The following is a 20,694-nucleotide window of genomic DNA, read 5'->3' as shown; positions in this document are numbered from 1 at the left end:
GCGGGTTAAATCCACCCTATTAGGCGTAATACAAAGACTCCTAAGGTAATGGTCAGGCTGGCCATCAGGGTGGTGATGGCGACGATATTGGCCGCCAAGGCCGTGTTGCCGCCCAGCGCCTTGACCATCACGAAACTGGCGGCGGCGGTCGGGCTGGCGAAGAACAGGAACAACAGCCCCAACTCACGCCCCGAAAAGCCGATCAGCCAGGCCGCTAGCGTGGAAACGATCGGGAGCACCACCATTTTCAGCAGGCTGGAACCTACCGCTGCCTGGCTCCCTCGGCGCAATGAGGTGACTGACAGGGTCGCTCCAATGCAGATCAACGCCAGCGGCAGCGTCAGGGAGGCAAAATATTCACCCGATGTCAGCACCCAATCAGGCAAGGGGACTGCAAAGGCGGCAAAGGGAATGGCCAGCACAACGGAAAGGATCAGCGGGTTTTTAGCAATACTGATCAGCAACGGGCGCCAGCTTAGGCGTTTATCAGGATGAAACGCCGTCAGCACGATCACCGATAGGATATTGTAAGTCAGGATCACCACGCCCAGCAGCACCCCGCCAGCAGACAGCCCGTAATTGCCATACATGGCGGCGGCCAGCGCCAGGCCGACAATGCCACAGTTGCCACGAAAGGCCCCCTGTATATACACCCCACGATCAGCGTAAGGCACCCGCCGCCACGCCCATAGCCAGCTGAGCAGCAACTGCCCAACCGTGGCAAGCGCGAAAAACACCAGCAGCGACACATTCAGCGCCACGCTCAGGTCAGCCTGTATCAGGCTCATAAAGATCAGCGTGGGCAAGGTCGCCTTGAACACCAGCGCAGAGGCTGTATTGATAAAGGCGCCATCCACCCAGCCAAGGCGTTTGAGCACAACCCCCAGAAACACCATAACGAACACAGGCAGAGTGACATCCAGCGTCCGTGCAAACAGTTCCAACAGGCTCACAGGCCCCACCCTCCCGGTTCAATCACACTGGTTTTCTCAATGACTAGGATTTTCTCAATCACACGAGGTTACTTAATCAAACAATGCTTCAACATCCGGCTTGCCGGGTATTCTGACAATCAAGGCGTTACGGCCTTCCCCCTTGGCCTCGTAGCTCGCCGCGTCCGCCCGAGCCATGACATCCTGGATGATATGATCGTCTTCATCAAAGGCCGTGACGCCAAGACTCAACGTCACCGTATATTCCTTACCCTGATGAGTGACGGAAATTTCACTGACGGCCTTGCGTAGCGAATCAGCAATCGTACTGGCCTGATTTAACGTACAGCTGGGCAGCAGCACGCCGAATTCATCGCCACCCTGGCGCGCCACGTGGTCGCTGCGGCGCACTTCCCAGGCTACCACCTGGGCAATCCGGCGCAACATTTCATCGCCCAGGGCGTGGCCGCCTTCATCATTAATCGGTTTGAAATGATCCAGATCAAAAAGCAGCAGGGCCGATGGAGTACTGGTTTTCTGATATTCCGCAAAGGCTTCTTCAAGACGACGCTCAAAGCCCCGTCGGTTCAAAAGCCCCGTCAGTGGGTCGTGCTCGGCTTCCCAGCGCTGCAGGGCCTCCTGCTCGCGGCGTGCGGTAATATCCTTGACGACTCCCACCATCCCCAGCGAGTGCTCAGCCTTGGATACCATGACAACCCGCGCATGCACATCTAGCCACAGGGTTTCGTCATCGGCACGCACAAAGCGCAATTGGCGAATAAAGTCACGATGGGTTTTCAGACTGTGTTGCCACATATCAATCGCGCCTTGGCGGTCATCCGCGTGGACTTGCTGTAACCAGGCAGACATTGGCATGGTGGCAGCAATACCCAGCATATCGAGCAGAGCCGGATTCATGTAGGTGATATCACCATCAAAATTGGCGACAAACATACCTTGAGGCGTGGCATTCAGCACGGAGTCCAGAAACGCTTCCCGCTCCTGCAGGCTGGTTAACAGCAACTGGCGCTCATCTTCGACGCGGTTAAACGTCAGCGACACATCTTTAAGCTCACACATGGTCGTCATCAAAGTGACTTTGCTGCGCCGCCCCAAACCGACTTCACCTATCTGGTATTCCAGTTGGCGCAAGGGACGCAACATACGACCAAGAATCCACCACAACAGAGGCATCATCAAGAAAGCAAGCACCAACCAGGCCCACCATAGCGTCTGAATATAGCCCGCCAGAGGGGTCTGAGCCTCTTCCATGGTAAGAAAACGCCCTACCACCCAACCGGCTGACCACACCTGACTGTAAGACTGCAAACCATGCTCGCCATCAATCAGAGGGCCAACCACTTGCCCTTGCCAGCCATCCAACGCCTGATTCAACCAGGAGTTATCGGCCGGGGGCGGCACATCATCCATGATTTTCTGTCGATCAGGGTGATAAAGTAGTTTGCCAGATGCCGTCATAACCACCACATAGTTGCCGGCACTGGGCTGCATGCGTGCCAGGCGTGAAAACAGGCCGCTGGTTTTCAGGCTGATGATTCCCCCCACATAGCCGACGAACTCATCATTTTCATCAAGCCTTGGAATACCCACAATCACCATAGGGTAGTGGCTGACCGGGCCGACAAAGGGCTCGCTGACATAGGCCTTGCGGCTGCCTTTGAGCATGCGAAAGAACTCCGTTCCGGCGCTTTTAAGCCCTATGCGGTTATCAAGTATCGGCCAATCAGCGATGATCACCCCGTTGGCATCGGCGACCAGCAGGCCTTCAAACCACTCCAGCAGTACATCGTTTTCTGCCAGCACCTGCTCGGCCTGCACCGTACTGTCTTGCTTATCAAGGCTTTCAGCTACCCGTTCAAGAACATTGATGCGAGCGTTCATATGCTGGGATATTTCATCCGCCAGCATGCTGGATTCATAACTCAGGTGGGCCATATTGCTTTGTTGCAGCATGGATTGCCCAAGGTACCAGCCCATCGCCAGTACCAAGGCCACAATGACCAGCCAGGTAAGCGCCAACCCGAAAACCAGTCGTCCGCGCAAAGTGAGCAGCCAAGAAAATATGTTCAAGTTCCTGGGTGACGCCACGCATTATCCTTTTAACGTCATGCAATTGATCACAATAATGTTAAATGCAATTTTACATTATCTAGGGTATTAGTAACCAAGGTATTTTGATAGTCCTATAACACATCAAGGGCGCCAAAAGGCGCCCTTGAATCATCCAATCATCGAATTAATCAGCAAATTGCTTTCACTGATAAACCGGGAAGCGCGAACATACCTGCTCGACCTTGCTCTTGACCGCTTGCTCGATTTCACTGGTATCTTCACCGCGTGCCAACACATCAAGAATATCGCAGATCCAGCCTGCCAAGTGGCGGCACTGGTCTTCACCAAAGCCGCGGGTGGTCACCGCAGGCGTTCCGATACGCAGGCCAGAGGTCACAAAGGGGCTTTGCGGATCGTTAGGCACGGCGTTCTTGTTGACGGTAATGTGCGCACGCCCTAGGGCCGCGTCTGCGTCCTTACCGGTGACACCCTGCTTGATCAGGGACAATAAGAAGAGGTGATCTTCGGTGCCGCCGGAAACGATGTCGAACCCACGTTCCATAAACACCTCGGCCATCACCTGGGCGTTTTTGATGACCTGCTGCTGGTAGGCTTTGAACTCAGGCTCCATGGCTTCCTTGAAGCAGATCGCCTTGGCCGCGATAACGTGCATCAAGGGGCCGCCCTGGCCACCGGGGAAGACCGCTGACTGCAGCTTCTTCTCGATGTCGGCATCGCCTTCAGCGGACAGAATCACGCCGCTACGTGGGCCGCGCAGGGTCTTGTGAGTTGTCGAGGTAACCACATGGGCATGCGGCAGTGGGCTGGGGTAAACACCTGCGGCGACCAGGCCAGACACGTGGGCCATATCAACCAGCAGGTAGGCGCCCACTTCATCGGCAATCTCACGGAACTTTGCCCAATCAACAATTTGTGAGTAGGCAGAGAAACCGGCAATGATCATCTTCGGCTGGTGCTCACGCGCCAGGGAAGCCACCTGATCATAGTCAATCAGCCCCTGCTCATTGAGGCCATACTGAATGGCATTGTAATGCTTGCCAGAGAAATTGGGCTTGGCACCGTGGGTCAGGTGGCCACCGGCATCCAGGCTCATGCCCAGAATGGTGTCACCGGGCTTGACCAACGCCTGGAACACGGCGCTGTTCGCCTGGGAACCGGAGTGCGGCTGTACGTTAGCGTAAGTGGCGCCGAACAGTTCCTTGGCGTAATCAATCGCCAGGTTTTCCGCAATATCCACAAACTCACAGCCGCCGTAGTAACGTTTGCCCGGGTAGCCTTCTGCGTATTTATTGGTCAGCTGGCTACCCTGAGCTTCCAATATCCGGGGGCTAGCGTAGTTTTCGGACGCGATCAGTTCGATGTGGGCTTCCTGGCGCTCCACTTCTTTCTGCATGGCATCAAACAGCACATCATCGAATCCGGCAATTTTCATGTCGCGGCTGAACATCGGCGGTAAACCTCATAGCGAAAGGTCAGACTGGAAAAACAGTTAGGGCCGCTATCATAACGCAGGCGAGCAAGGGTTTCATTGCTTGTTGATCAAGTCGACCATGAATCCTGCTCATGGGCTTTCCAGGCGGGCTTCCAACAGGTCATTAAGCTGGCTCAATACGGTCAAGCGTGCCCGGCGCTTATCGTCAGTGTTGACCAGCTGCCAAGGGGCGCCCTGGGTGTGGGTATGGGCCAGCATATCCTCAAGCGCCTGCTGATAATCGTCCCAACGTTGGCGGTTCCTCCAGTCTTCATCGGTGAGTTTGTGCTGCTTGTGCGGCGTATTGGCGCGGGCCTTGAAGCGTTGCAACTGTTCGTCCTTGCTGATAGCCAGAAAAAACTTGCCCACCACGGCACCATGGGCTAGCAGTTGGTCTTCAAAATGGCAGATTTCCGTGAAGCCGCGCTGCCAGGCACTTTTCCTGGCAAAGCCTTCCACTCGCTCAACCAGCACGCGCCCGTACCAGGTGCGGTCAAAAATCGCCACGCGGCCATCCTGGGGCAAACGCCGCCAGAAGCGCCACAGCCAAGGCTGCAAGCGCTCTTCATCGCTTGGCGCCGATACGCTGTAAACCCGGTAGTAGCGGGCATCCAGGGCGGTCGTTACCCGATGGATACTGCCGCCCTTCCCGGCAGCATCATGGCCTTCAAACGCCAGCACCACAGGTATGCCGCGCTGCAGACAGCGCCTGTGGTTGTTGGCTAACCGGGCCTGCAGCTCATCAAGGGCTTGGCGATAGCGCTTTTTAGGGATTTTTGAATTCTTGGCACTCCCCTCAGAAGCGAGTTCGTCATCAATGGCTAAACGCTGTGGCGCCAAGCGGGCCTTATCGCCTTTGAGCCGCCTGCTTGCCCCCTGCAATAGTCTCCCTTCAGACGTAGCAGGCAATGGCACGGGTTGAGACAGGGCATCCTGCAACAAGGCCGTGATTTCCTTCAACTGCTGTGACGGTGTCTCGCTGGCAATGCAGTGCCAGGGCGCATGCGCGGTGTGAGTAGCTGCACGCATCTGCTCAGCACACTGCTGGATGGCCGCGTACTGGGCATGACGCTGCCAGTGCCTTTCGCTGACCTGCCAGGCATGCGTCGGGTCAGATTGAAGATGGTGTAAGCGCTCTGCCTGTTGCGCCTCGCCGATATCCAGCCAGACTTTCACCACTACTACGTTGTCATGCGCCAGAGTGGCTTCAAAGCGATTGATCTCATCCAGCCGATCGGCAAAGGCCCCCGCCTGAATGCGCTGTTCCACACGGGAAAACAGAACATCGCCATACCAACCATGCACGAAAACGCCTACTCGGCCACGGGCAGGCACCCTGCGCCAGTAGCGCCACCAGTAGGGCCGCAGGCGGTCTTCCTCGCTGGGGGCCAGGGCATGAACCTCGGTCTGGCGGTTTTCCAACCAGTGGTTGAGCTGGTTGACCAGCACGCTTTTATGGGTAGCGGCGTGACCCGCCACCACCAGCATCACCGCCTTGTCTTCACGCTGCGCCATATCCAGCTGGGCTTTCAGCAACGCATAGCGCCGCGCTTTTTCATCCAGACCCGTCATGGTTACGCCTCTCCCAATAACCCAAGGCTGGCCGCAGGCGCCTGGCGACGCAGCCCACGCGACAGCCAGTGGCCAATCACACCGATCAGCAGGGCGCCACCCAGGGGCAGCACTAGCCACAGCATGCCATGCAGGCGCGGCGGCAGATCCAGCCAGTAGATATAAAGCACCGCGGTCGCAAGCTCGGCCAGGGCCGCGCCCATCAAACCGCTGGCAACGCCCAACAGCGCATACTCGGCGCCCTGAATACGTGAAATCATCCGGTTGCCAGCCCCGAACACCCGCAGCAGGCCACTTTCATGGGCACGTACCGGGCGGCTGGCCGTCAGGGCGGCATACAGCACGCTCACTCCGGCCAGCAATACCAGCACCAGAATCAGCTCAATCGCCCGGGTGACCTGGGTCAGCACATCGCGCACCTGGCCAAGAATGGCGTCAACGTTTAACAAGGTGACGCCCGGAAAGCGCTCAACCAGCTCACGGGTCAGGTTCTGCTCATCTTCGGGCAGATAAAAGGCGGTAATAAAGCTATGGCCAAAGGTCTCCAGCACGCCTGGGGGGAAAATCACATAGAAGTTCGGCTTGAAGCTGTCCCAGTTGAGGCTACGCAAACTGGTCAATTGGGTCTTGATATCACGACCACCAACACTGAATGTCAGGGCATCCCCTAACCCTAACCCCAAGCGATTGGCCAGGCCGTCTTCCATGGAAACAGGCACCGGCGGGAGTTGCTCAACGGCATCCAGCTCGGCCATCCAGCCGATGGATGGCACCTCTTCGCTGGGATCGACGTCGAACCATTCCCCGGCCACCACTTCGTTACCTTCAGGAAGCTCTGCCTGCCAGGTCAGGTTCAGCTCGCGGCGCAGAGCATTATCGCCGCGCGCCTCAGGGTCGACCGCTTGCTGGGGTGGCATATCGTTAATCTGGGTAATCCGCCCGCGCACCATGGGGTAGAGGGTGCTTTGCGCCGCCACATGCGGGGCAATGGCCTCTTCAAAAGGGTCACGCTCGGGGGGCTGAATATTGATTGCAAAATAGTTGGGGGTATTTTCAGGCAGCTGAGCTTGCCAGGTGGTCAGCAGGTCACCGCGCACCAGCACCATCATGGCCATGGCAAAGAAGGTCACCGAAAATGCCAGCAGTTGGCCAAGCCCGGCCTGACGCCGCCTGGCCAGTTGGCGCCCCCCCAGGCGTAACGCTTGCTGCCATTCACCATGCCCCTTCAGGGTTTGCACCAGACGGAGCACAGCATTCAGCAACAAGGCGCTCAGCGCCCACAACAGCGCCAGCATCACCCCACCACCGGCCAGCAACGCCAAAGAAAGCACCGCACTGCCGGAATAAAGCCATAGCAGGCCCCCAAACACCAGGGCCGCAAACACCACCACCAGCCAGGCCGACGGGGGCAGCGGGTCAAGTTCCCGGCGCAGCACCTTGAGCGCGCTGACCCGCTGGATGCGTAAAAGAGTAGGGCCGGCAAACCCCACCAGCACGGCAATGGCAGTAAAGACACCCAGCAGCAGCGGCATGATACCCGGCGGCGGCAGCGTCATGGGCAGGAAATTAGCCAGCAACGCCAGCAGAATCGCCTGCCCCACCAGACCCAGCAGTGCCCCTAACAATGAGGCCACCAGAGCCAGGCCGATCAGCTGCAACCCGAAAATGATACCCAGCTGCTGCTGGCTGGCGCCAAAGCAGCGTAGCAAGGCAGCGGTATCCAAGTGGCGCTCGACATAGCGGCGGGTCGACATCGCCACGGCAACCCCGGCCAGCAACACTGCCGCCAGCCCGGCAATGCCCAGATAGCTTTCCGCTCGCTCAAGGGCATTGCCCAGCTGGGGCCGATCGGCACGAATATCACGTACTTCAACGCCTTCACGGCGTAGCTCATTCAATAACGGCTGCACGGCGTCGAGCGCTTCCGGCGGCCCTGCGGCGAGAATCTCAAATTCCACCCGCGAGCCTTCCTGAATCAGCCCAGTTGCTTCAAGGTCATCAACATGCACCATCAGGCGCGGGTTGAAACTACCAAAACCGGCCGATTGATCGGCTTCCCGTTCGATAAAGCCTGTGACAGTCAGAGTGGTATCGCCCACCTTGACCTCATCCCCCAACGCCAGATCAATCAGATTGGCCAGGCGCGGGTCTGCCCAGGCCTCTCCGGCAGACGGGCCGGAGGCCAGGGATTCCACGCCGTCTCCACGCTCAACCTGAGACACCCCGTAATGCGGGTAGACATCATCCACCGCCTTGAGGCTGGCCGGCTGGAAGCGTTCGCCCTTGCGAATCATCGATACCAGATCAACCTGATCGCTCAGGGTGAACCCGGCGCCCTGTAGCGCTTCACGTATTTCAGGGGCAAAGGGGTCACGCTGCTCAATCACCAGATCACCGCCGAGCAGCTGGCTGGCCTGACGCTCCAGGCCACGCTCGATCCGGTCGATAAAAAAAGCAATCATGGTCGATGCCGCAACGGCCAGTACCAGGGCGGCAAACAGGGCACGCACGTCCGCTGCGCGTAAATCACGCTTCAGGCTGCGCCCTGCAAGGCGAACGTTGTTGGCATTCATGCACTTTCCTCACTGGACGCTTCAGCCTCGGGCTGAAATTCGCTGAGATAGCCGTTTTCAAGGCGCAGGCAGCGGCTGCAGCGGCGCGCCAGGGCATGGTCATGAGTTACCAGAATCAGGGTTGTACCGGCTTCCTGATTCAGGGTAAACAACAGATCTATCACCTGAGCGCCCGTTTCCGGGTCAAGGTTGCCGGTGGGTTCATCGGCAAAGACCAGTTCCGGGTCGGTCACAAAGGCACGGGCAATTGCGACCCGCTGCTGTTCGCCGCCGGAAAGCTGCTTGGGAAGGTGGCTGGTACGCTCGCCAAGTCCAACCCGCTCCAACCAGTGTTGGGCTGTCTTCAGCTCCCCGGAGCGCGGCGAAAGTTCAAGCGGCAACAGCACGTTTTCAACCGCGCTAAGGGTCGGCAACAGCTGAAAATTCTGAAAAACGAACCCGACCCTTCCAGCGCGCAACCCTGCCCGGCCATCTTCATCAAGGCGGCCAAGAGCATGACCAAACATGATCAGCTCGCCTTCACTAGGGATATCCAGACCTGCCAACAACCCCAATAGAGTAGATTTACCCGCCCCGCTTTTGCCCAGTATGGCAACACTTTCACCTGCCACGACGTTTAGCGATAGGTTCTGTAGTATGGATAAGGTACGTTCACCACTGGTGACAGTCTTGCATAACGATGTTGCCTGGAGCACCGTATTTTCTGCACCTTGTTGGCCAGAAGCGGTCAACGTTTCAGGCGTAACCCTGGATGATGAATCAGAGGAATCGGACATGAAGCGGAGTACCTTTTCAATAAGTGCTTTTTTAATAAAGACTTTTTCAATAAATGTGGGTTGGGAAAACCCTAGATCCACAAGTGTGACATGGCCGCTTGTGGTACTGCTAATGATGTTTGTCCTCTTGATACCGGCCACGGCCCAGGCAGATGAGCGTCTGCGCCTGATGGTGATGGGTGATAGCCTCAGCGCTGCCTACAATATGGAGCAGGAACAGGGTTGGGTCGCCCTGTTGGCTGAACGCCTGGGCGATGATGTCGATGTGATCAACGCCAGCGTCAGCGGCGAAACCACCAGTGGCGGGGCTCAACGCTTTCCTGACCTGCTGCGACAGCACGAGCCTAACATGGTTCTTCTTGAGCTTGGCGGCAACGATGGTTTGCGCGGCCTTTCGCCACAGCAGATGCATGACAACCTGGCCCAGATGATCGAACAGAGCCAGGCCGCTGATGCCGAGGTAATCCTCTTGGGTATTGATATACCGCCGAACTACGGTTCTGCCTACCGCGAGGCGTTCAAAGACGTTTTCACCCAACTGGCCGACAATTACGATGTTGCTTTCCTTCCCTTCCTGCTTGAGGGAGTTGCCCTAAATGATGAGCTGATGCAGGACGATGACATTCATCCTACAGCAGAAGCACAGCCCATTATTCTGGAAAACGTCTGGCCATTGCTGGCTCCCAGCGTAGAGCAGCAGCTCGCCCAGCAGGCCAACGACTGAGGCTGCGTATCAGGCAGCGGTTTTCTGGCGTTGCTGCAGCCCCAGCCCGCCCAGTATCAGTACAAGCCCGACCAGGGTAGACGGCAGAATCGGTTCACCGACCACCCAGAACAGCAACAGCAGTGAAATAGGCGGCGAAAGAAAGATCAGATTGGAGACCTTGGCGGTGCGCGAGACCTTATGCACCGCAAGCTGCCAAAGAATAAAAGCAATTCCCATTTCAAACAGCCCTACGTAAACGCCCGCCCCCAAGGCGGGCCAGCCATGCCAGTTAAACCCCGGCCCGAACAGCAATAGCGCTGTCAGCACCGGCAGGCCGACGCTGAAGTTCTGCCATTGGCCCACCAGCGGCTCGCGGGCATCCCGCGCGTTGAGTAGCCAGTAAAGTGCCCACAGCAGGGTTGAGGCCAGGGCCAGCAGCACCCCAAGGGAATCGGCAAACTGCACGTTCAACACCTGCCCGCGGGTGGCAATCACCCAAACGCCCGCATAGGCCACCAGCCCGGCGACGATATCCATGCGCGTCAGCCGCTGGCCCAGAATCGGCACGGCCAGCAGGGCCATCGCCAGCGCCCAGGTGTAGTTGAGCGCCATGGCTTCTTGCCCAGGCAAGCGGTCGTAGGCGGCAAACAGCACCAGATAGTAGGCCACCGGATTCATCAAACCGGCCCAGGCCGCCGTGCGCCAGCCAGACATCAACGCCTGGCGCCCCTGGCCACGCCATACCACCAGGGCGCCCATCAATAGCCAGGACACCAGTGCCGCCACCCACATCAGCTCAAGCGGGGTCATCCATTCAAGCGCCACCTTGAAGGCCGTCGCCACCGTCGACCACAGCATGACCGCGCCCAGGCCATAGAGGATTGCCTGTCTATCCTGATTCATGCTTCACCCTCGCAAAAACCCTTCGAGGTGCTCTCAGTCAGCGGACTGACACAAGCGCCAGTTAAGCTGTCTGTAGCGGGTAAGCGGCACACAAGACGAGACATCACGCCGCTCCTAAGTGGGCAAAAAGCTTGCTAGGCTGAGAAGTAGGCTTCATTATTTTTTTCATTCCATATACATATAGTTGGCAGGCAAGATTTTAAGCTCTGGGCTTGTGATGGCCCTAACATAACAGCCGTGGAGGCGTAATGGCAGGACCTGACATTTCTCAGACGCAGATCTATGAATGGCTGACCGGCGATGAAAACACCCGGATGTGCGATGACATTCCTGACAGCGCCTGTAAGGATCAACCCCAAAACTTCATGCGCCACCTGTGGGCATCGCTGGGCAACAAGCTGGCTGATGAGCTCTCCAGTGCCCGGCTGGTGCTGCCCTGGCTAATGGGAATAATTGGTGCCCCGGTCTGGATGGTCGGTCTGCTGGTGCCCATTCGCGAGTCGGGCGCCCTTTTGCCGCAGGTGTTTGTTGCCGGTTTTATCCGCCTCAAACCCCAGCGCAAATGGGTCTGGGTGGCCGGTGGGCTGTTGCAGGCGCTGAGCGCCCTGGCGCTGGCCCTGCTGGCTCTTATGGGCAGTGGCACGCTAGGGGGTACGCTGGTACTGGTCGCGCTGGTGGCCTTATCTCTGGCCCGTGGGCTTTCATCCATTGCCACCAAGGATGTAATGGGTAAGACCATTGCCAAAAAGCGCCGTGGCACCCTGATGGGTTGGAGCGGCAGCGTTGCCGGTGCGGCCACCCTGCTGGCCGGTGGCGTACTGATGCTGTTTGAAGACCGCCCTGGCCAGTTGGCATTGGCGATATTGCTTGGCATAGCGGCACTTGGCTGGGCACTTAACGCTTTTTGTGCGGCGCGTATTCAGGAAACACCGGGGGCTATCGACGGCGGCGAAAACGCCTGGGACAGCCTGAAGCTTGGTCTTTCGCTGCTTAAAGAAGACCGTACCTTTCTACACTTCAACCTGGCCCGCGCCCTACTGCTGTCAAGTGCTCTGGCCCTGCCCTATATCGCGCTACTCGGCCAGCAGCAGAGCGGCGCTCAGCTGGGGGGCCTGGGTCTGCTGGTGGTGGTATCCGGTTTGGCAGGCATGCTGGCCGACCCTGTTTGGGGCAAGCGGGCAGACGCCTCCAGTCGCCGGGTCATGCGTGATGCGGCCATTGGCACCCTGATCTGCTGCCTGCTGGGTGCCCTGCTGGCCTGGTTACCAGCCGACTGGACCACGCAAATCTGGCCTTATGCGCTGATCTATGGGTTATTGGTCATTGTTCATCACGGGGTGCGTCTGGGGCGTAAAACCTATTTGGTGGATATGGCCAGCCAAGATAACCGCGCCCTTTATGTGGCGCTTTCCAACACCCTGACCGGCGTCTTAATGTTGATCGTCGGCGGCGTTCTGGGCGGGCTTGCGCAATGGCTGGGCAGCGCAGCCCTACTGGTTGTGCTTGCTGTGGCGGCCCTTGGCGCCGTTCTTAGTGCCCGGCAATTGCCGGAGGTGGAATAGTGGCTTCACAGGCTGCCAACAAGTCAAGACTTCAAGCATGGATTGCATTACCCAGTATAGCTCGACAATATAGGTAGCAGGGTAAGCAAGCCAGACAAGGCGACATTTGCTATTCTGGTTCTGATACACTGTTAAACAAACCGACAAGCACCCAAAGAAGTGCCGACTGGCCATGGCTCACTCATAAAATGGTCGGCGGAAAGGACTGGAGCTGCAACAGGAAACTCTTAATGAAACGATCTCCCTTGATCAGCCCGGAATTACTCGAGCGGATTGTTGACGCTTCCGAAGACGGCATAGTAGTTGCCGAACAGGAAGGCGATGAAAATATTCTGATCTACGTCAACAAAGGCTTTGAGCGACTGACAGGCTACAGCGCAGACGAAATCCTCTATCGCGATTGCCGTTTTCTACAGAATGACGACCGTGACCAGGAGGCGCTTCAGGCAATTCGCGAAGCACTGAAAGAAGGGCGGCCCTCCCGGGAAGTGCTGCGTAATTACCGTAAAGATGGCAGCACCTTCTGGAATGAGCTGTCCATCACGCCTGTTTACGATGAAGACGACAAGCTGATGTATTACATCGGCGTTCAGAAAGACGTCACGGAACGGGTCGAAGCCCAGATGGCACTGGATGCCCTGCGTAAACAGCAGGAAGACACGCCACAGTGACGACGGACAGGGTGCATTTAGCCACCATTGTCAGGAAAAATGCTTCAGGGGCTTGATCTCCAACCTCGACGGCGTTATATAGCGATAAACGCAGCCACATTATGGGTGGCTGTCGCTATATGACACAGCCCTTCACCATGGTGAAGTCTCAAGCTGCCGGTTTACCGGCTTGGGTTGGAGAGCCTCGATATGCGCCGTGACCCCATTGATCGTAATACCCACCACTATCCGTCTGATCATTCCTCGGACTTTCTCGATAGCGATGACCTGGATTCCCAGGAAGCAGTCAACGACGAGCATTACGGACGCAGCCGTTCGAGCAAAAGCGATACGCTGAAAGCCCGGCGTCGCGTTGAGGCCCTGCTTGAAGAGCGTCGCCTGCGTAAGGCCCTTGACGACGATTGGTACAGCGACGACGACTGAGCATCGCCTCCCCTACTGCTGCCTGGCGTAACGCGCGGTTCTGAGATACGGTTCTGGCCTTTAGTCACGCTCGGCACTATCATCATATGAGATCTGCTTGGTATCACGGCTTTACTTTTATAGCCTTTTTGATTATCAAGCAGCCGATGACTTTTATTCAGTAACGTTTAATCAGTAACTTTCATTTCCCAACCTATCGGATTTCCATGGCGCAATACGTATTTACCATGAACCGGGTCGGCAAAATCGTGCCGCCCAAGAAACAGATTCTTAAAGATATCTCACTGTCCTTCTTCCCTGGCGCCAAGATTGGTGTGCTCGGCCTGAACGGCGCGGGTAAATCAACCCTGCTGCGCATCATGGCCGGTGTTGACCAGGAGTTTGAAGGCGAAGCCCGCCCGATGTCAGGCATCAATGTCGGCTATCTTCCCCAGGAGCCGGAGCTGGATGACGACAAGAACGTCCGCGATGCCGTCGAGGAAGCCTTGGGCGCCCTGAAAGAAGCCCAGGAACAGCTCGATGCCGTTTATGCCGCCTATGCCGAGCCGGACGCCGATTTTGATGCCCTGGCCAGCGAACAGGCACGCCTTGAAAACATGATCGAGGCCGCTGATGCGCATAACATGGAGCGCAAGCTGGACGTTGCCTCCGAGGCGCTACGTCTACCGCCGTGGGAAGCCAGGGTCGGTAATCTATCGGGCGGTGAGCGCCGCCGGGTAGCCCTGTGCCGTCTGCTGCTCTCAAACCCGGACATGCTGCTGATTGACGAGCCAACCAACCACCTTGACGCCGAATCCGTCGCCTGGCTGGAACGCTTCCTGCACGATTATAGCGGCACTGTCGTCGCCATTACCCACGACCGTTACTTCCTGGATAACGTGGCCGGCTGGATTCTTGAACTTGACCGCGGCCAGGGCATTCCGTTTGAAGGCAACTACTCTCAGTGGCTCGAACAGAAAGATCAGCGTCTTAATCAGGAAGCCAAGCAGGAAGCCTCGCGCCAGAAAGCCATCAAGCAGGAGCTTGAGTGGGTGCGCTCCAACGCCAAAGGGCGTCAGGCCAAAAGCAAGGCGCGCCTCAACCGCTTTGAGGAAATGCAGTCCGGAGATTTCCAGAAGCGTAACGAGACCAACGAGATCTATATTCCGCCTGGCCCACGCCTGGGTGACAAGGTCATCGAGTTCCACAATGTCACCAAGCGCTTTGATGACAAGCTGCTCTACGAAGACCTGTCATTTACCATTCCGCCCGGCGCCATTGTCGGTATTGTTGGCGGCAACGGTGCGGGTAAATCGACGCTGTTCAAGTTGATTACCGGCCAGGAACAGCCCGATGCCGGCGAAGTGGTGATCGGTGAAACCGTCGACATCGCTTACGTTGAACAGCTTCGCGATGCTCTGGATGACAAGCAGACCGTTTGGGAAGCTGTATCAGGGGGCCAGGATATTCTCAATATCAACGGCTATGAAGTAGCGTCGCGCGCTTACGTCGGGCGTTTCAACTTCAAGGGTAATGATCAGCAAAAGCGCCTGGATGAACTTTCCGGCGGTGAACGTGGACGTCTGCAGCTGGCACAGACCCTGAAACAGGGCGCCAACGTGCTGCTGTTGGACGAACCTTCCAACGACCTGGATATTGAAACCCTGCGCGCCCTGGAAGAAGCCCTGCTGGCCTTCCCTGGCTGTGCCATGGTGATCTCGCACGACCGTTGGTTCCTTGACCGCATCGCCACCCATATTCTGGCGTTCGAAGGGGATTCTCAGGTGGTGTTCTTTGACGGTAACTACACCGAATATGAAGAAGATCACAAGAAACGCGTCGGCAACGACACCCCGAAACGCATGAAGTACAAGCGTATCGACGCCTGATCCAGGCGTTTGACACTACTGCTGACTGGCACCCCGGCCCTTCTTCCCGTCAGGAACAGGACACCGGGGTGCTTTTTTTAATGCTGACTTTACGTCCCATTGGACTACTGACGCCTTTGGTACCCACCCTCCAGGGAGTTTCCTATGGCTGACAAGCAAACAGGTTCGCCACCCACTCTTTTGATCACAGGTTGCTCAAGCGGCATTGGTCACGCCGCTGCGCACACCATTCAATCACGTGGCTGGCGAGTGCTGGCAACCGCCAGACAACCCGCCGACGTGCAACGATTAACGCAAGAAGGCCTCGAAGCCTTTCAGATTGATCTTGCCGACAGCGCCTCGATCGAAGCCGGTGTGGCAGAACTGATGAAGCGAACCGGAGGCAAGCTCGATGCACTTTTCAATAACGGCGCCTACGGCCAGCCAGGAGCAGTAGAAGACCTGAGCCGAGACGTGCTACGCCAACAGCTCGAGGTCAACCTGCTGGGCACCCATGAACTGACTGCTCGGGTGCTGCCGATGATGCGCGCCCAGGGCCACGGCCGAATTGTGCAGAACAGTTCCGTACTGGGGTTTGCTGCACTGCCTTATCGGGGCGCTTATGTATGCTCAAAATTTGCTCTTGAAGGGCTGACCGACACCCTGCGCCTGGAACTTTATGGCAGTGGCATCCATGTCAGCCTGATCCAGCCTGGCCCGATCAACAGCCGTTTTCGTGATAATGCCTATCGCGCATTTCAGGCCAACATTGATACTGCTCATAGTGCTCACGCCTCCACCTATCGGAAAGTTGAAGCCCGATTGGCAGGGGCAGGCGGAGGCAAGACGCCCTTCACCCTTGAACCTGATGCTGTCGTTGACCGATTGATTCACGCACTCGAGCACCCACGCCCAAAGGCTCGCTACGCTGTCACCTTGCCGACCAGAATCTTCACAGTATTAAGACGCATACTGACGAGCCGAGGTATGGATGCCGTCTTGCTGGGCTCAACGCGTGCTGAGCGTAGCTAGTGTCCATTCAGCGCAGAATAAATTCCGAAAGCGCCAACCAGCACCAGGCTAAGTGCCCAGACCACATCCAGATTGAACCAGGTGCGCGACAAAAATTTGAGGCCGAAGTAGAAATAAATGGCGGCGGCAATGATACCACCCGCAAGGGTCATGGCAGCAGTATGCGCCAGCGCCACCAGGAAGGCTGACTGAAGGTTCTGGTTCATAAGCGCTTCGGCCGCAACGTGGCCGCCATCACTGGGAGCAACGCTGCACATACCTAGGTAGATGGGCACCAGCATCAGGCCAGCACCATGTGCCATGGCCGCGAGGAACGACCACAGCACCAGGCGGCTAGGCGCCACCCTGGCCAGAAACCTTGGATGGCGGCGATTGATCAGCAGATACACCCCCATGATTACCACCACCGCCCCTGCCATCACGCGGATCTGGGTTTCCCAGATCACCAGGGCACTTAGCATTGAAAACGGCAGAAGGATCGCCAGCATGGCCAGCAAATGACCAACGGCCAATGCCCCAATGGCCTTAAGCATGGCGCGGCGGTTGCCTTCCATAAGCCCGGCCGAAACGGCAAGCGGCCAGCCCATGCCGGGGTTAATACCGTGGTAGATCCCTGAAAAGATCACCGCTCCCCACAGCGCCATCGCGGTGTCAGTACTAACGCCCATTCAGACGTTGGGATAGCAGAAGCTGTCAGTAGAGCAGTCGCCGCCTTCCAGACGAATCTGGTGAGCCCGATAGCCCGCCGGGAAATCGATGTAGAAGTCCTCATCGAGTGTCAGCCCGCCATTTTCACCGGCCCGCGCCATGACCATCTGGCCGCCTTCTTCTCCCGGATAGAACTGGTCGTCCCAGCTCGAATACAGTGAATTGGTAAAGTAGACACGCTTGCCATCGCGGCTGATCTCTACCATCTGAGGGCCGAAGACAAAATCATTGCCACTGGGATGCCGGGTGCCGCGCCCGATGCCACCCAGCTCGATCTTGTCGACGAATACCGGGTTCAGGGGGTCGGTGACATCATACTGATGCACTTCGCCCAGGCCGAAACAGGGCACATAGAGGTATTTATCATCCAGACTGAGGTCGATATCGGTGACCAACGGCGGAACCGCTTCAAAGCCTTTCAGCAGCGGCGGCAGATTTTCAGCTTTTTCCGGGCGTGGATCTATAGTGATGGTTTTCTTCGATTGCCAGGTACCGTCCTCACCCCGCCACCAGGTAAAGACCACGCCCTGTAATGTCTGGGTGTCGACCACCACGCCGCAGAACCCGTAGGATTTCTTGGGATCATGAGCGGGGCGAATCTCAAGCGCCATCTGATAGTTTTCGCCGAAATCCATGGTCTGGATATTCTTGCGCCGACGCAGATCCCAGAAGTGGATCGAGTGACCGTACTTGTTCGACAGCAGGTCTTCAGGAACCAGACCGTTCTCAAACTGCGGCGGCAAGCCCCACTCCGAACTCACCATGTAATCCTGGGGCAGATTCCACCAGAAGTCATAGTGTTTGTCCTGCTTGCCACGATCCATCTCATAGCGGCCAATGATCTCGAAGGTCTGACAGTCCATGATGAAGATGCCAGGAGGGCCGTCTGTGCCGTCCTCGCCGCCGCCTCCCAGAGTAGAAACGTAAATGCCCTCTGGGCCGCAGTGAATAGTGTGCGGACGCGAATAGCCGGTCTTGGCAAAGACCTCTTCCGGTTCGATGATCTTGTGAATTTCAGGATTTACAGGGTTCTTGACATCAATGACGTAAATCCGCGATGAACGAATGCCAGGCACAATCAGATAGCGGCGCTCAAGAAAGGCATGGCCGCTCAAGGGCGACAGAGAAGATGAGCAGGCGTTCCAGCCAAAATGATGGAACTCGTCACCGGTATAGGGCATGACAAGGGTGTTGATGATAGTGCCGTAATGGTCGGAATCTGGGTCAAGGTCCACCACAGCGATACCATCCGGCTGAGAACCATCTGGGCTCAACATGACAGTGAAGCCGTATTTCTCGGTGGGGGCCTGCATCGCCAGCTGGGCGGTGGCGTGAAAGGTAGGATCGGGTCTTAGAGTCATGGCTGCCTCTATTACTATGAAGGGAGCCCTTATGGGCGTTGTTATTATTGACCTGCCAACCGTAATGCATGCGTTTTGACTGCGGGGTGGGACAAGGCTTTGTTATATTCATAAATAAGAATAGACCTTGATCGCCTAAAGAATACCCCTGTGTCGCATTCTGAACGTGAACTGACGTTTTCAAGTTCAAATATTTTCTAGGTTTAAAGAATTGTTTTTAATGAGCAGTGCAAGCACTGCTCAGCACTGGATCGCCAATTGCCTCTCTGGCCGAGAGACAAGGTATCGGAGGCTACCCACCTCGTGACGTCGTGATCAGCCTGCTGGCCAAGTGAATTCGCGTCCGCCCATCAGGTGCATATGGAGGTGATAGACCGTCTGGCCACCCATTTCATTGCAGTTCATCACTACCCGATAGCCGTCTTCGGCAAAGCCTCTTTCTTTAGCCAGCTTGGCGGCGGTGTACTGCAGGCGGCCAATAATGGCCAGATCGGCTTCCTCAATATCATTGAGGGTCGCAATATGCTTTTTGGGGATGATCAGGATATGCGTGGGTGCCTGGGGGTTGATGTCATTAAAGGCCAACACCTCATCGTCTTCATAAACGATATCCGCCGGTATTTCACGCTTGATGATTTTGCAGAACAGACAATCCATGGAAAGCTCCTTGATCTGGATACAGCAGGTTATTGGTCAGCAGTTGCAGCGAGCGTAAGGATTCCAGCTTAGCGAAAACGCCGCTGGGCGAGCAAATGACGTACCAGCGGAGCAAGAATCAGTTCCATCGCCAGTGACATTCGTGACCCCGGCACCACCAGGGTATGCGGGCGGGACATAAAGGCGTCCTGGATCATCGCCAGCAGCCAGGGAAAATCCACCTTAGAAGGATCACGGAAGCGGATAACCACAAAGGACTCCGAATCGGTGGGAATATCCTGCACCTCAAAGGGGTTGGAGGTATCCACCGTCGGCACCCGCTGAAAATTGATATGGGTGCGCGAGAACTGCGGTTGGATGTAACGCACATAATCGTCCATGCGCCCCAGAATGGTGTCAATCACGGCTTCCTGAGAGTAACCGCGCATCTTGGTGTCGCGGTCAATCTTCTGGATCCACTCCAGGTTCATGGTCGGCGCCACACCAATCATCAGATCCACATGGCGGGCAATATCGTAGTCTTCCGTTACCAGGCCGCCGTGCAACCCCTCATAAAACAGCAGATCCGTGCCACAGGGTAACGACTGCCATTCAGTAAAGGTGCCTACCCGGTAGCCCGCTTCGATCTTCTGTTTATCTTCTGCGTGGATATAGTGACGGAACTGCCCCGTGCCGTGTTCACCGTATTCGCTGAACAGCCCCTCAAGACGATCAAGCAGGTTGGCCTCCACCGCAAAGTGCGAGAGTTCATCCTTGCGCTCCGGCTCTTCGCGAAACATGCGGTGCAGCTCTTTACGGGTATAACGGTGGAAGGCATCGCCATCCACCATGGCCGCATGCACATCCTCACGCTGGAACATGCGCTCAAAGCTGCGCCGCACTGTGGTGGTACCCGCCCCAGAGGACCCCGTGACAGAGATGATCGGATACTCGCGGGACATCAGCAGAGTCTCGCTTTTGCCAGGGCCTGAACAACCTCAGCCGGCACCGCCACCGGGCGGCCTTCGGCAGGGTCGATCACCAAGAGGTTAAGGCGTGCCGTTGCGACCAGCCGCGCACCTTCATCCGCCAGCACACGGTGATAGACGCTCAGCGCCTTCCCCAGCGGATTAGGGATTGCGGTCTCAACCACCAGGACATCAGGGCAGCGCGCTTCGCTTTGATACTGCACGGCCAGATCCGCCACCACGCTTGGGTAGCCTGCCAGATCCCACTCGGGAAACCCCAGAGCCATCAGCGCCTGCAAACGGGCCTCATGCAGCAGGGATACCAAAGCATCATGGCCAAGATGACGGCCATAGTTCATATCCGTCACCCGCACACTGATCGAATGATGATGGATCACCGCATCAGTGGGAAAGTCGAGCTTTACACGCTCCATTTTTCAGGCTCCATTTGATACGTCC

Annotated in this window: 18 protein-coding genes; 6 read left to right on the top strand and 12 right to left on the bottom strand. The window is 57.0% G+C overall.

Going from position 1 to position 20,694, the window contains the following annotated elements; translation table 11 throughout:
• Nucleotides 1–5: 5 nt before the first annotated feature.
• The 6 genes from OR573_05445 to OR573_05420 form a co-directional block, all read right to left on the bottom strand.
• Nucleotides 6–953, bottom strand: coding sequence for an AEC family transporter (locus OR573_05445; GenBank protein XGA81093.1), 948 nt, complete (start codon nt 951–953; stop codon nt 6–8).
• 72 nt (nt 954–1,025) lie between these two features.
• On the bottom strand, nt 1,026–2,930 hold the full coding sequence (locus OR573_05440) for a diguanylate cyclase (GenBank protein XGA81672.1): 1,905 nt from the start codon (nt 2,928–2,930) through the stop codon (nt 1,026–1,028).
• A gap of 277 nt (nt 2,931–3,207) precedes the next feature.
• Nucleotides 3,208–4,473: a serine hydroxymethyltransferase gene (locus OR573_05435; GenBank protein ID XGA81092.1), complete on the bottom strand. Its 1,266-nt coding sequence runs from the start codon at nt 4,471–4,473 to the stop codon at nt 3,208–3,210.
• 114 nt (nt 4,474–4,587) lie between these two features.
• Nucleotides 4,588–6,069 (bottom strand): polyphosphate kinase, encoded by a 1,482-nt coding sequence (locus OR573_05430; protein ID XGA81091.1) that lies wholly within the window; start codon nt 6,067–6,069, stop codon nt 4,588–4,590.
• Nucleotides 6,070–6,071: 2 nt separating this feature from the next.
• On the bottom strand, nt 6,072–8,642 hold the full coding sequence (locus tag OR573_05425; GenBank protein ID XGA81090.1) for an ABC transporter permease: 2,571 nt from the start codon (nt 8,640–8,642) through the stop codon (nt 6,072–6,074).
• Nucleotides 8,639–9,418 (bottom strand): ABC transporter ATP-binding protein, encoded by a 780-nt coding sequence (locus OR573_05420; protein XGA81089.1) that lies wholly within the window; start codon nt 9,416–9,418, stop codon nt 8,639–8,641. The genes OR573_05425 and OR573_05420 overlap by 4 nt, the downstream gene beginning before the upstream one ends.
• Nucleotides 9,419–9,530: 112 nt before the next feature.
• Here OR573_05420 and OR573_05415 point away from each other — a divergent pair, with 112 nt between their 5' ends.
• Nucleotides 9,531–10,142, top strand: coding sequence for an arylesterase (locus OR573_05415; protein ID XGA81088.1), 612 nt, complete (start codon nt 9,531–9,533; stop codon nt 10,140–10,142).
• A 9-nt stretch (nt 10,143–10,151) separates the two neighbouring features.
• Here OR573_05415 and OR573_05410 read toward each other — a convergent pair whose 3' ends face one another.
• Nucleotides 10,152–11,027 carry a DMT family transporter gene (locus OR573_05410; protein ID XGA81087.1) on the bottom strand — a complete coding sequence of 292 codons (876 nt, stop codon included), beginning with the start codon at nt 11,025–11,027 and terminating at the stop codon, nt 10,152–10,154.
• A 248-nt stretch (nt 11,028–11,275) separates the two neighbouring features.
• On the opposite strand from OR573_05410, the gene OR573_05405 reads away from it, so the two are divergent.
• From OR573_05405 to OR573_05385, 5 genes are all read left to right on the top strand, one after another.
• Complete coding sequence (locus OR573_05405) at nt 11,276–12,589, top strand: MFS transporter (GenBank protein XGA81086.1); 1,314 nt, start codon at nt 11,276–11,278, stop codon at nt 12,587–12,589.
• Between the two features lie 230 nt (nt 12,590–12,819).
• A complete protein-coding gene (locus OR573_05400) occupies nt 12,820–13,260 on the top strand; it encodes a PAS domain S-box protein (GenBank protein XGA81085.1) in 441 nt (146 codons plus the stop codon).
• Between the two features lie 189 nt (nt 13,261–13,449).
• Complete coding sequence (locus OR573_05395) at nt 13,450–13,683, top strand: hypothetical protein (protein XGA81084.1); 234 nt, start codon at nt 13,450–13,452, stop codon at nt 13,681–13,683.
• A 206-nt stretch (nt 13,684–13,889) separates the two neighbouring features.
• A complete protein-coding gene (gene ettA / locus OR573_05390; GenBank protein XGA81083.1) occupies nt 13,890–15,551 on the top strand; it encodes an energy-dependent translational throttle protein EttA in 1,662 nt (553 codons plus the stop codon).
• 144 nt (nt 15,552–15,695) lie between these two features.
• Nucleotides 15,696–16,562 carry an SDR family NAD(P)-dependent oxidoreductase gene (locus tag OR573_05385; protein ID XGA81082.1) on the top strand — a complete coding sequence of 289 codons (867 nt, stop codon included), beginning with the start codon at nt 15,696–15,698 and terminating at the stop codon, nt 16,560–16,562.
• Here OR573_05385 and OR573_05380 read toward each other — a convergent pair.
• The 5 genes from OR573_05380 to OR573_05360 all read right to left on the bottom strand — a co-directional run bounded on the left by OR573_05380 (nt 16,559) and on the right by OR573_05360 (nt 20,669).
• Entirely contained in the window at nt 16,559–17,230 is a 672-nt protein-coding gene (locus tag OR573_05380) for a hypothetical protein (GenBank protein XGA81081.1), read from the bottom strand. The genes OR573_05385 and OR573_05380 overlap by 4 nt on opposite strands.
• Nucleotides 17,231–18,631: a hypothetical protein gene (locus OR573_05375; protein XGA81080.1), complete on the bottom strand. Its 1,401-nt coding sequence runs from the start codon at nt 18,629–18,631 to the stop codon at nt 17,231–17,233.
• 315 nt (nt 18,632–18,946) lie between these two features.
• Nucleotides 18,947–19,288: a histidine triad nucleotide-binding protein gene (locus tag OR573_05370; GenBank protein XGA81079.1), complete on the bottom strand. Its 342-nt coding sequence runs from the start codon at nt 19,286–19,288 to the stop codon at nt 18,947–18,949.
• 68 nt (nt 19,289–19,356) lie between these two features.
• Nucleotides 19,357–20,229, bottom strand: coding sequence for a phosphoribulokinase (locus OR573_05365; protein ID XGA81078.1), 873 nt, complete (start codon nt 20,227–20,229; stop codon nt 19,357–19,359).
• Nucleotides 20,229–20,669, bottom strand: a complete 441-nt coding sequence (locus OR573_05360; GenBank protein ID XGA81077.1) for a thioesterase family protein — start codon at nt 20,667–20,669, stop codon at nt 20,229–20,231. Before OR573_05360 ends, OR573_05365 begins: the two co-directional genes overlap by 1 nt.
• Nucleotides 20,670–20,694 lie beyond the last annotated feature (25 nt).

This window comes from Halomonas sp. CH40 (assembly GCA_041875495.1).
Lineage (GTDB): Bacteria > Pseudomonadota > Gammaproteobacteria > Pseudomonadales > Halomonadaceae > Vreelandella.
This window is presented reverse-complemented; position numbering and strand designations above follow the sequence as displayed.

Excerpts from the sequence above, each read along its gene's own strand:
- OR573_05440 (XGA81672.1), bottom strand. The coding sequence starts at position 2,930 with ATGGGCTGGTACCTTGGGCAATCCATGCTGCAACAAAGCAATATGGCC.
- OR573_05435 (XGA81092.1), bottom strand. The coding sequence starts at position 4,473 with ATGTTCAGCCGCGACATGAAAATTGCCGGATTCGATGATGTGCTGTTT.
- OR573_05430 (XGA81091.1), bottom strand. The coding sequence starts at position 6,069 with ATGACGGGTCTGGATGAAAAAGCGCGGCGCTATGCGTTGCTGAAAGCC.
- OR573_05425 (XGA81090.1), bottom strand. The coding sequence starts at position 8,642 with ATGAATGCCAACAACGTTCGCCTTGCAGGGCGCAGCCTGAAGCGTGAT.
- OR573_05420 (XGA81089.1), bottom strand. The coding sequence starts at position 9,418 with ATGTCCGATTCCTCTGATTCATCATCCAGGGTTACGCCTGAAACGTTG.
- OR573_05415 (XGA81088.1), top strand. The coding sequence starts at position 9,531 with ATGATGTTTGTCCTCTTGATACCGGCCACGGCCCAGGCAGATGAGCGT.
- OR573_05410 (XGA81087.1), bottom strand. The coding sequence starts at position 11,027 with ATGAATCAGGATAGACAGGCAATCCTCTATGGCCTGGGCGCGGTCATG.
- OR573_05405 (XGA81086.1), top strand. The coding sequence starts at position 11,276 with ATGGCAGGACCTGACATTTCTCAGACGCAGATCTATGAATGGCTGACC.
- OR573_05400 (XGA81085.1), top strand. The coding sequence starts at position 12,820 with ATGAAACGATCTCCCTTGATCAGCCCGGAATTACTCGAGCGGATTGTT.
- OR573_05395 (XGA81084.1), top strand. The coding sequence starts at position 13,450 with ATGCGCCGTGACCCCATTGATCGTAATACCCACCACTATCCGTCTGAT.
- ettA (XGA81083.1), top strand. The coding sequence starts at position 13,890 with ATGGCGCAATACGTATTTACCATGAACCGGGTCGGCAAAATCGTGCCG.
- OR573_05385 (XGA81082.1), top strand. The coding sequence starts at position 15,696 with ATGGCTGACAAGCAAACAGGTTCGCCACCCACTCTTTTGATCACAGGT.
- OR573_05380 (XGA81081.1), bottom strand. The coding sequence starts at position 17,230 with ATGGGCGTTAGTACTGACACCGCGATGGCGCTGTGGGGAGCGGTGATC.
- OR573_05375 (XGA81080.1), bottom strand. The coding sequence starts at position 18,631 with ATGACTCTAAGACCCGATCCTACCTTTCACGCCACCGCCCAGCTGGCG.
- OR573_05370 (XGA81079.1), bottom strand. The coding sequence starts at position 19,288 with ATGGATTGTCTGTTCTGCAAAATCATCAAGCGTGAAATACCGGCGGAT.
- OR573_05365 (XGA81078.1), bottom strand. The coding sequence starts at position 20,229 with ATGTCCCGCGAGTATCCGATCATCTCTGTCACGGGGTCCTCTGGGGCG.
- OR573_05360 (XGA81077.1), bottom strand. The coding sequence starts at position 20,669 with ATGGAGCGTGTAAAGCTCGACTTTCCCACTGATGCGGTGATCCATCAT.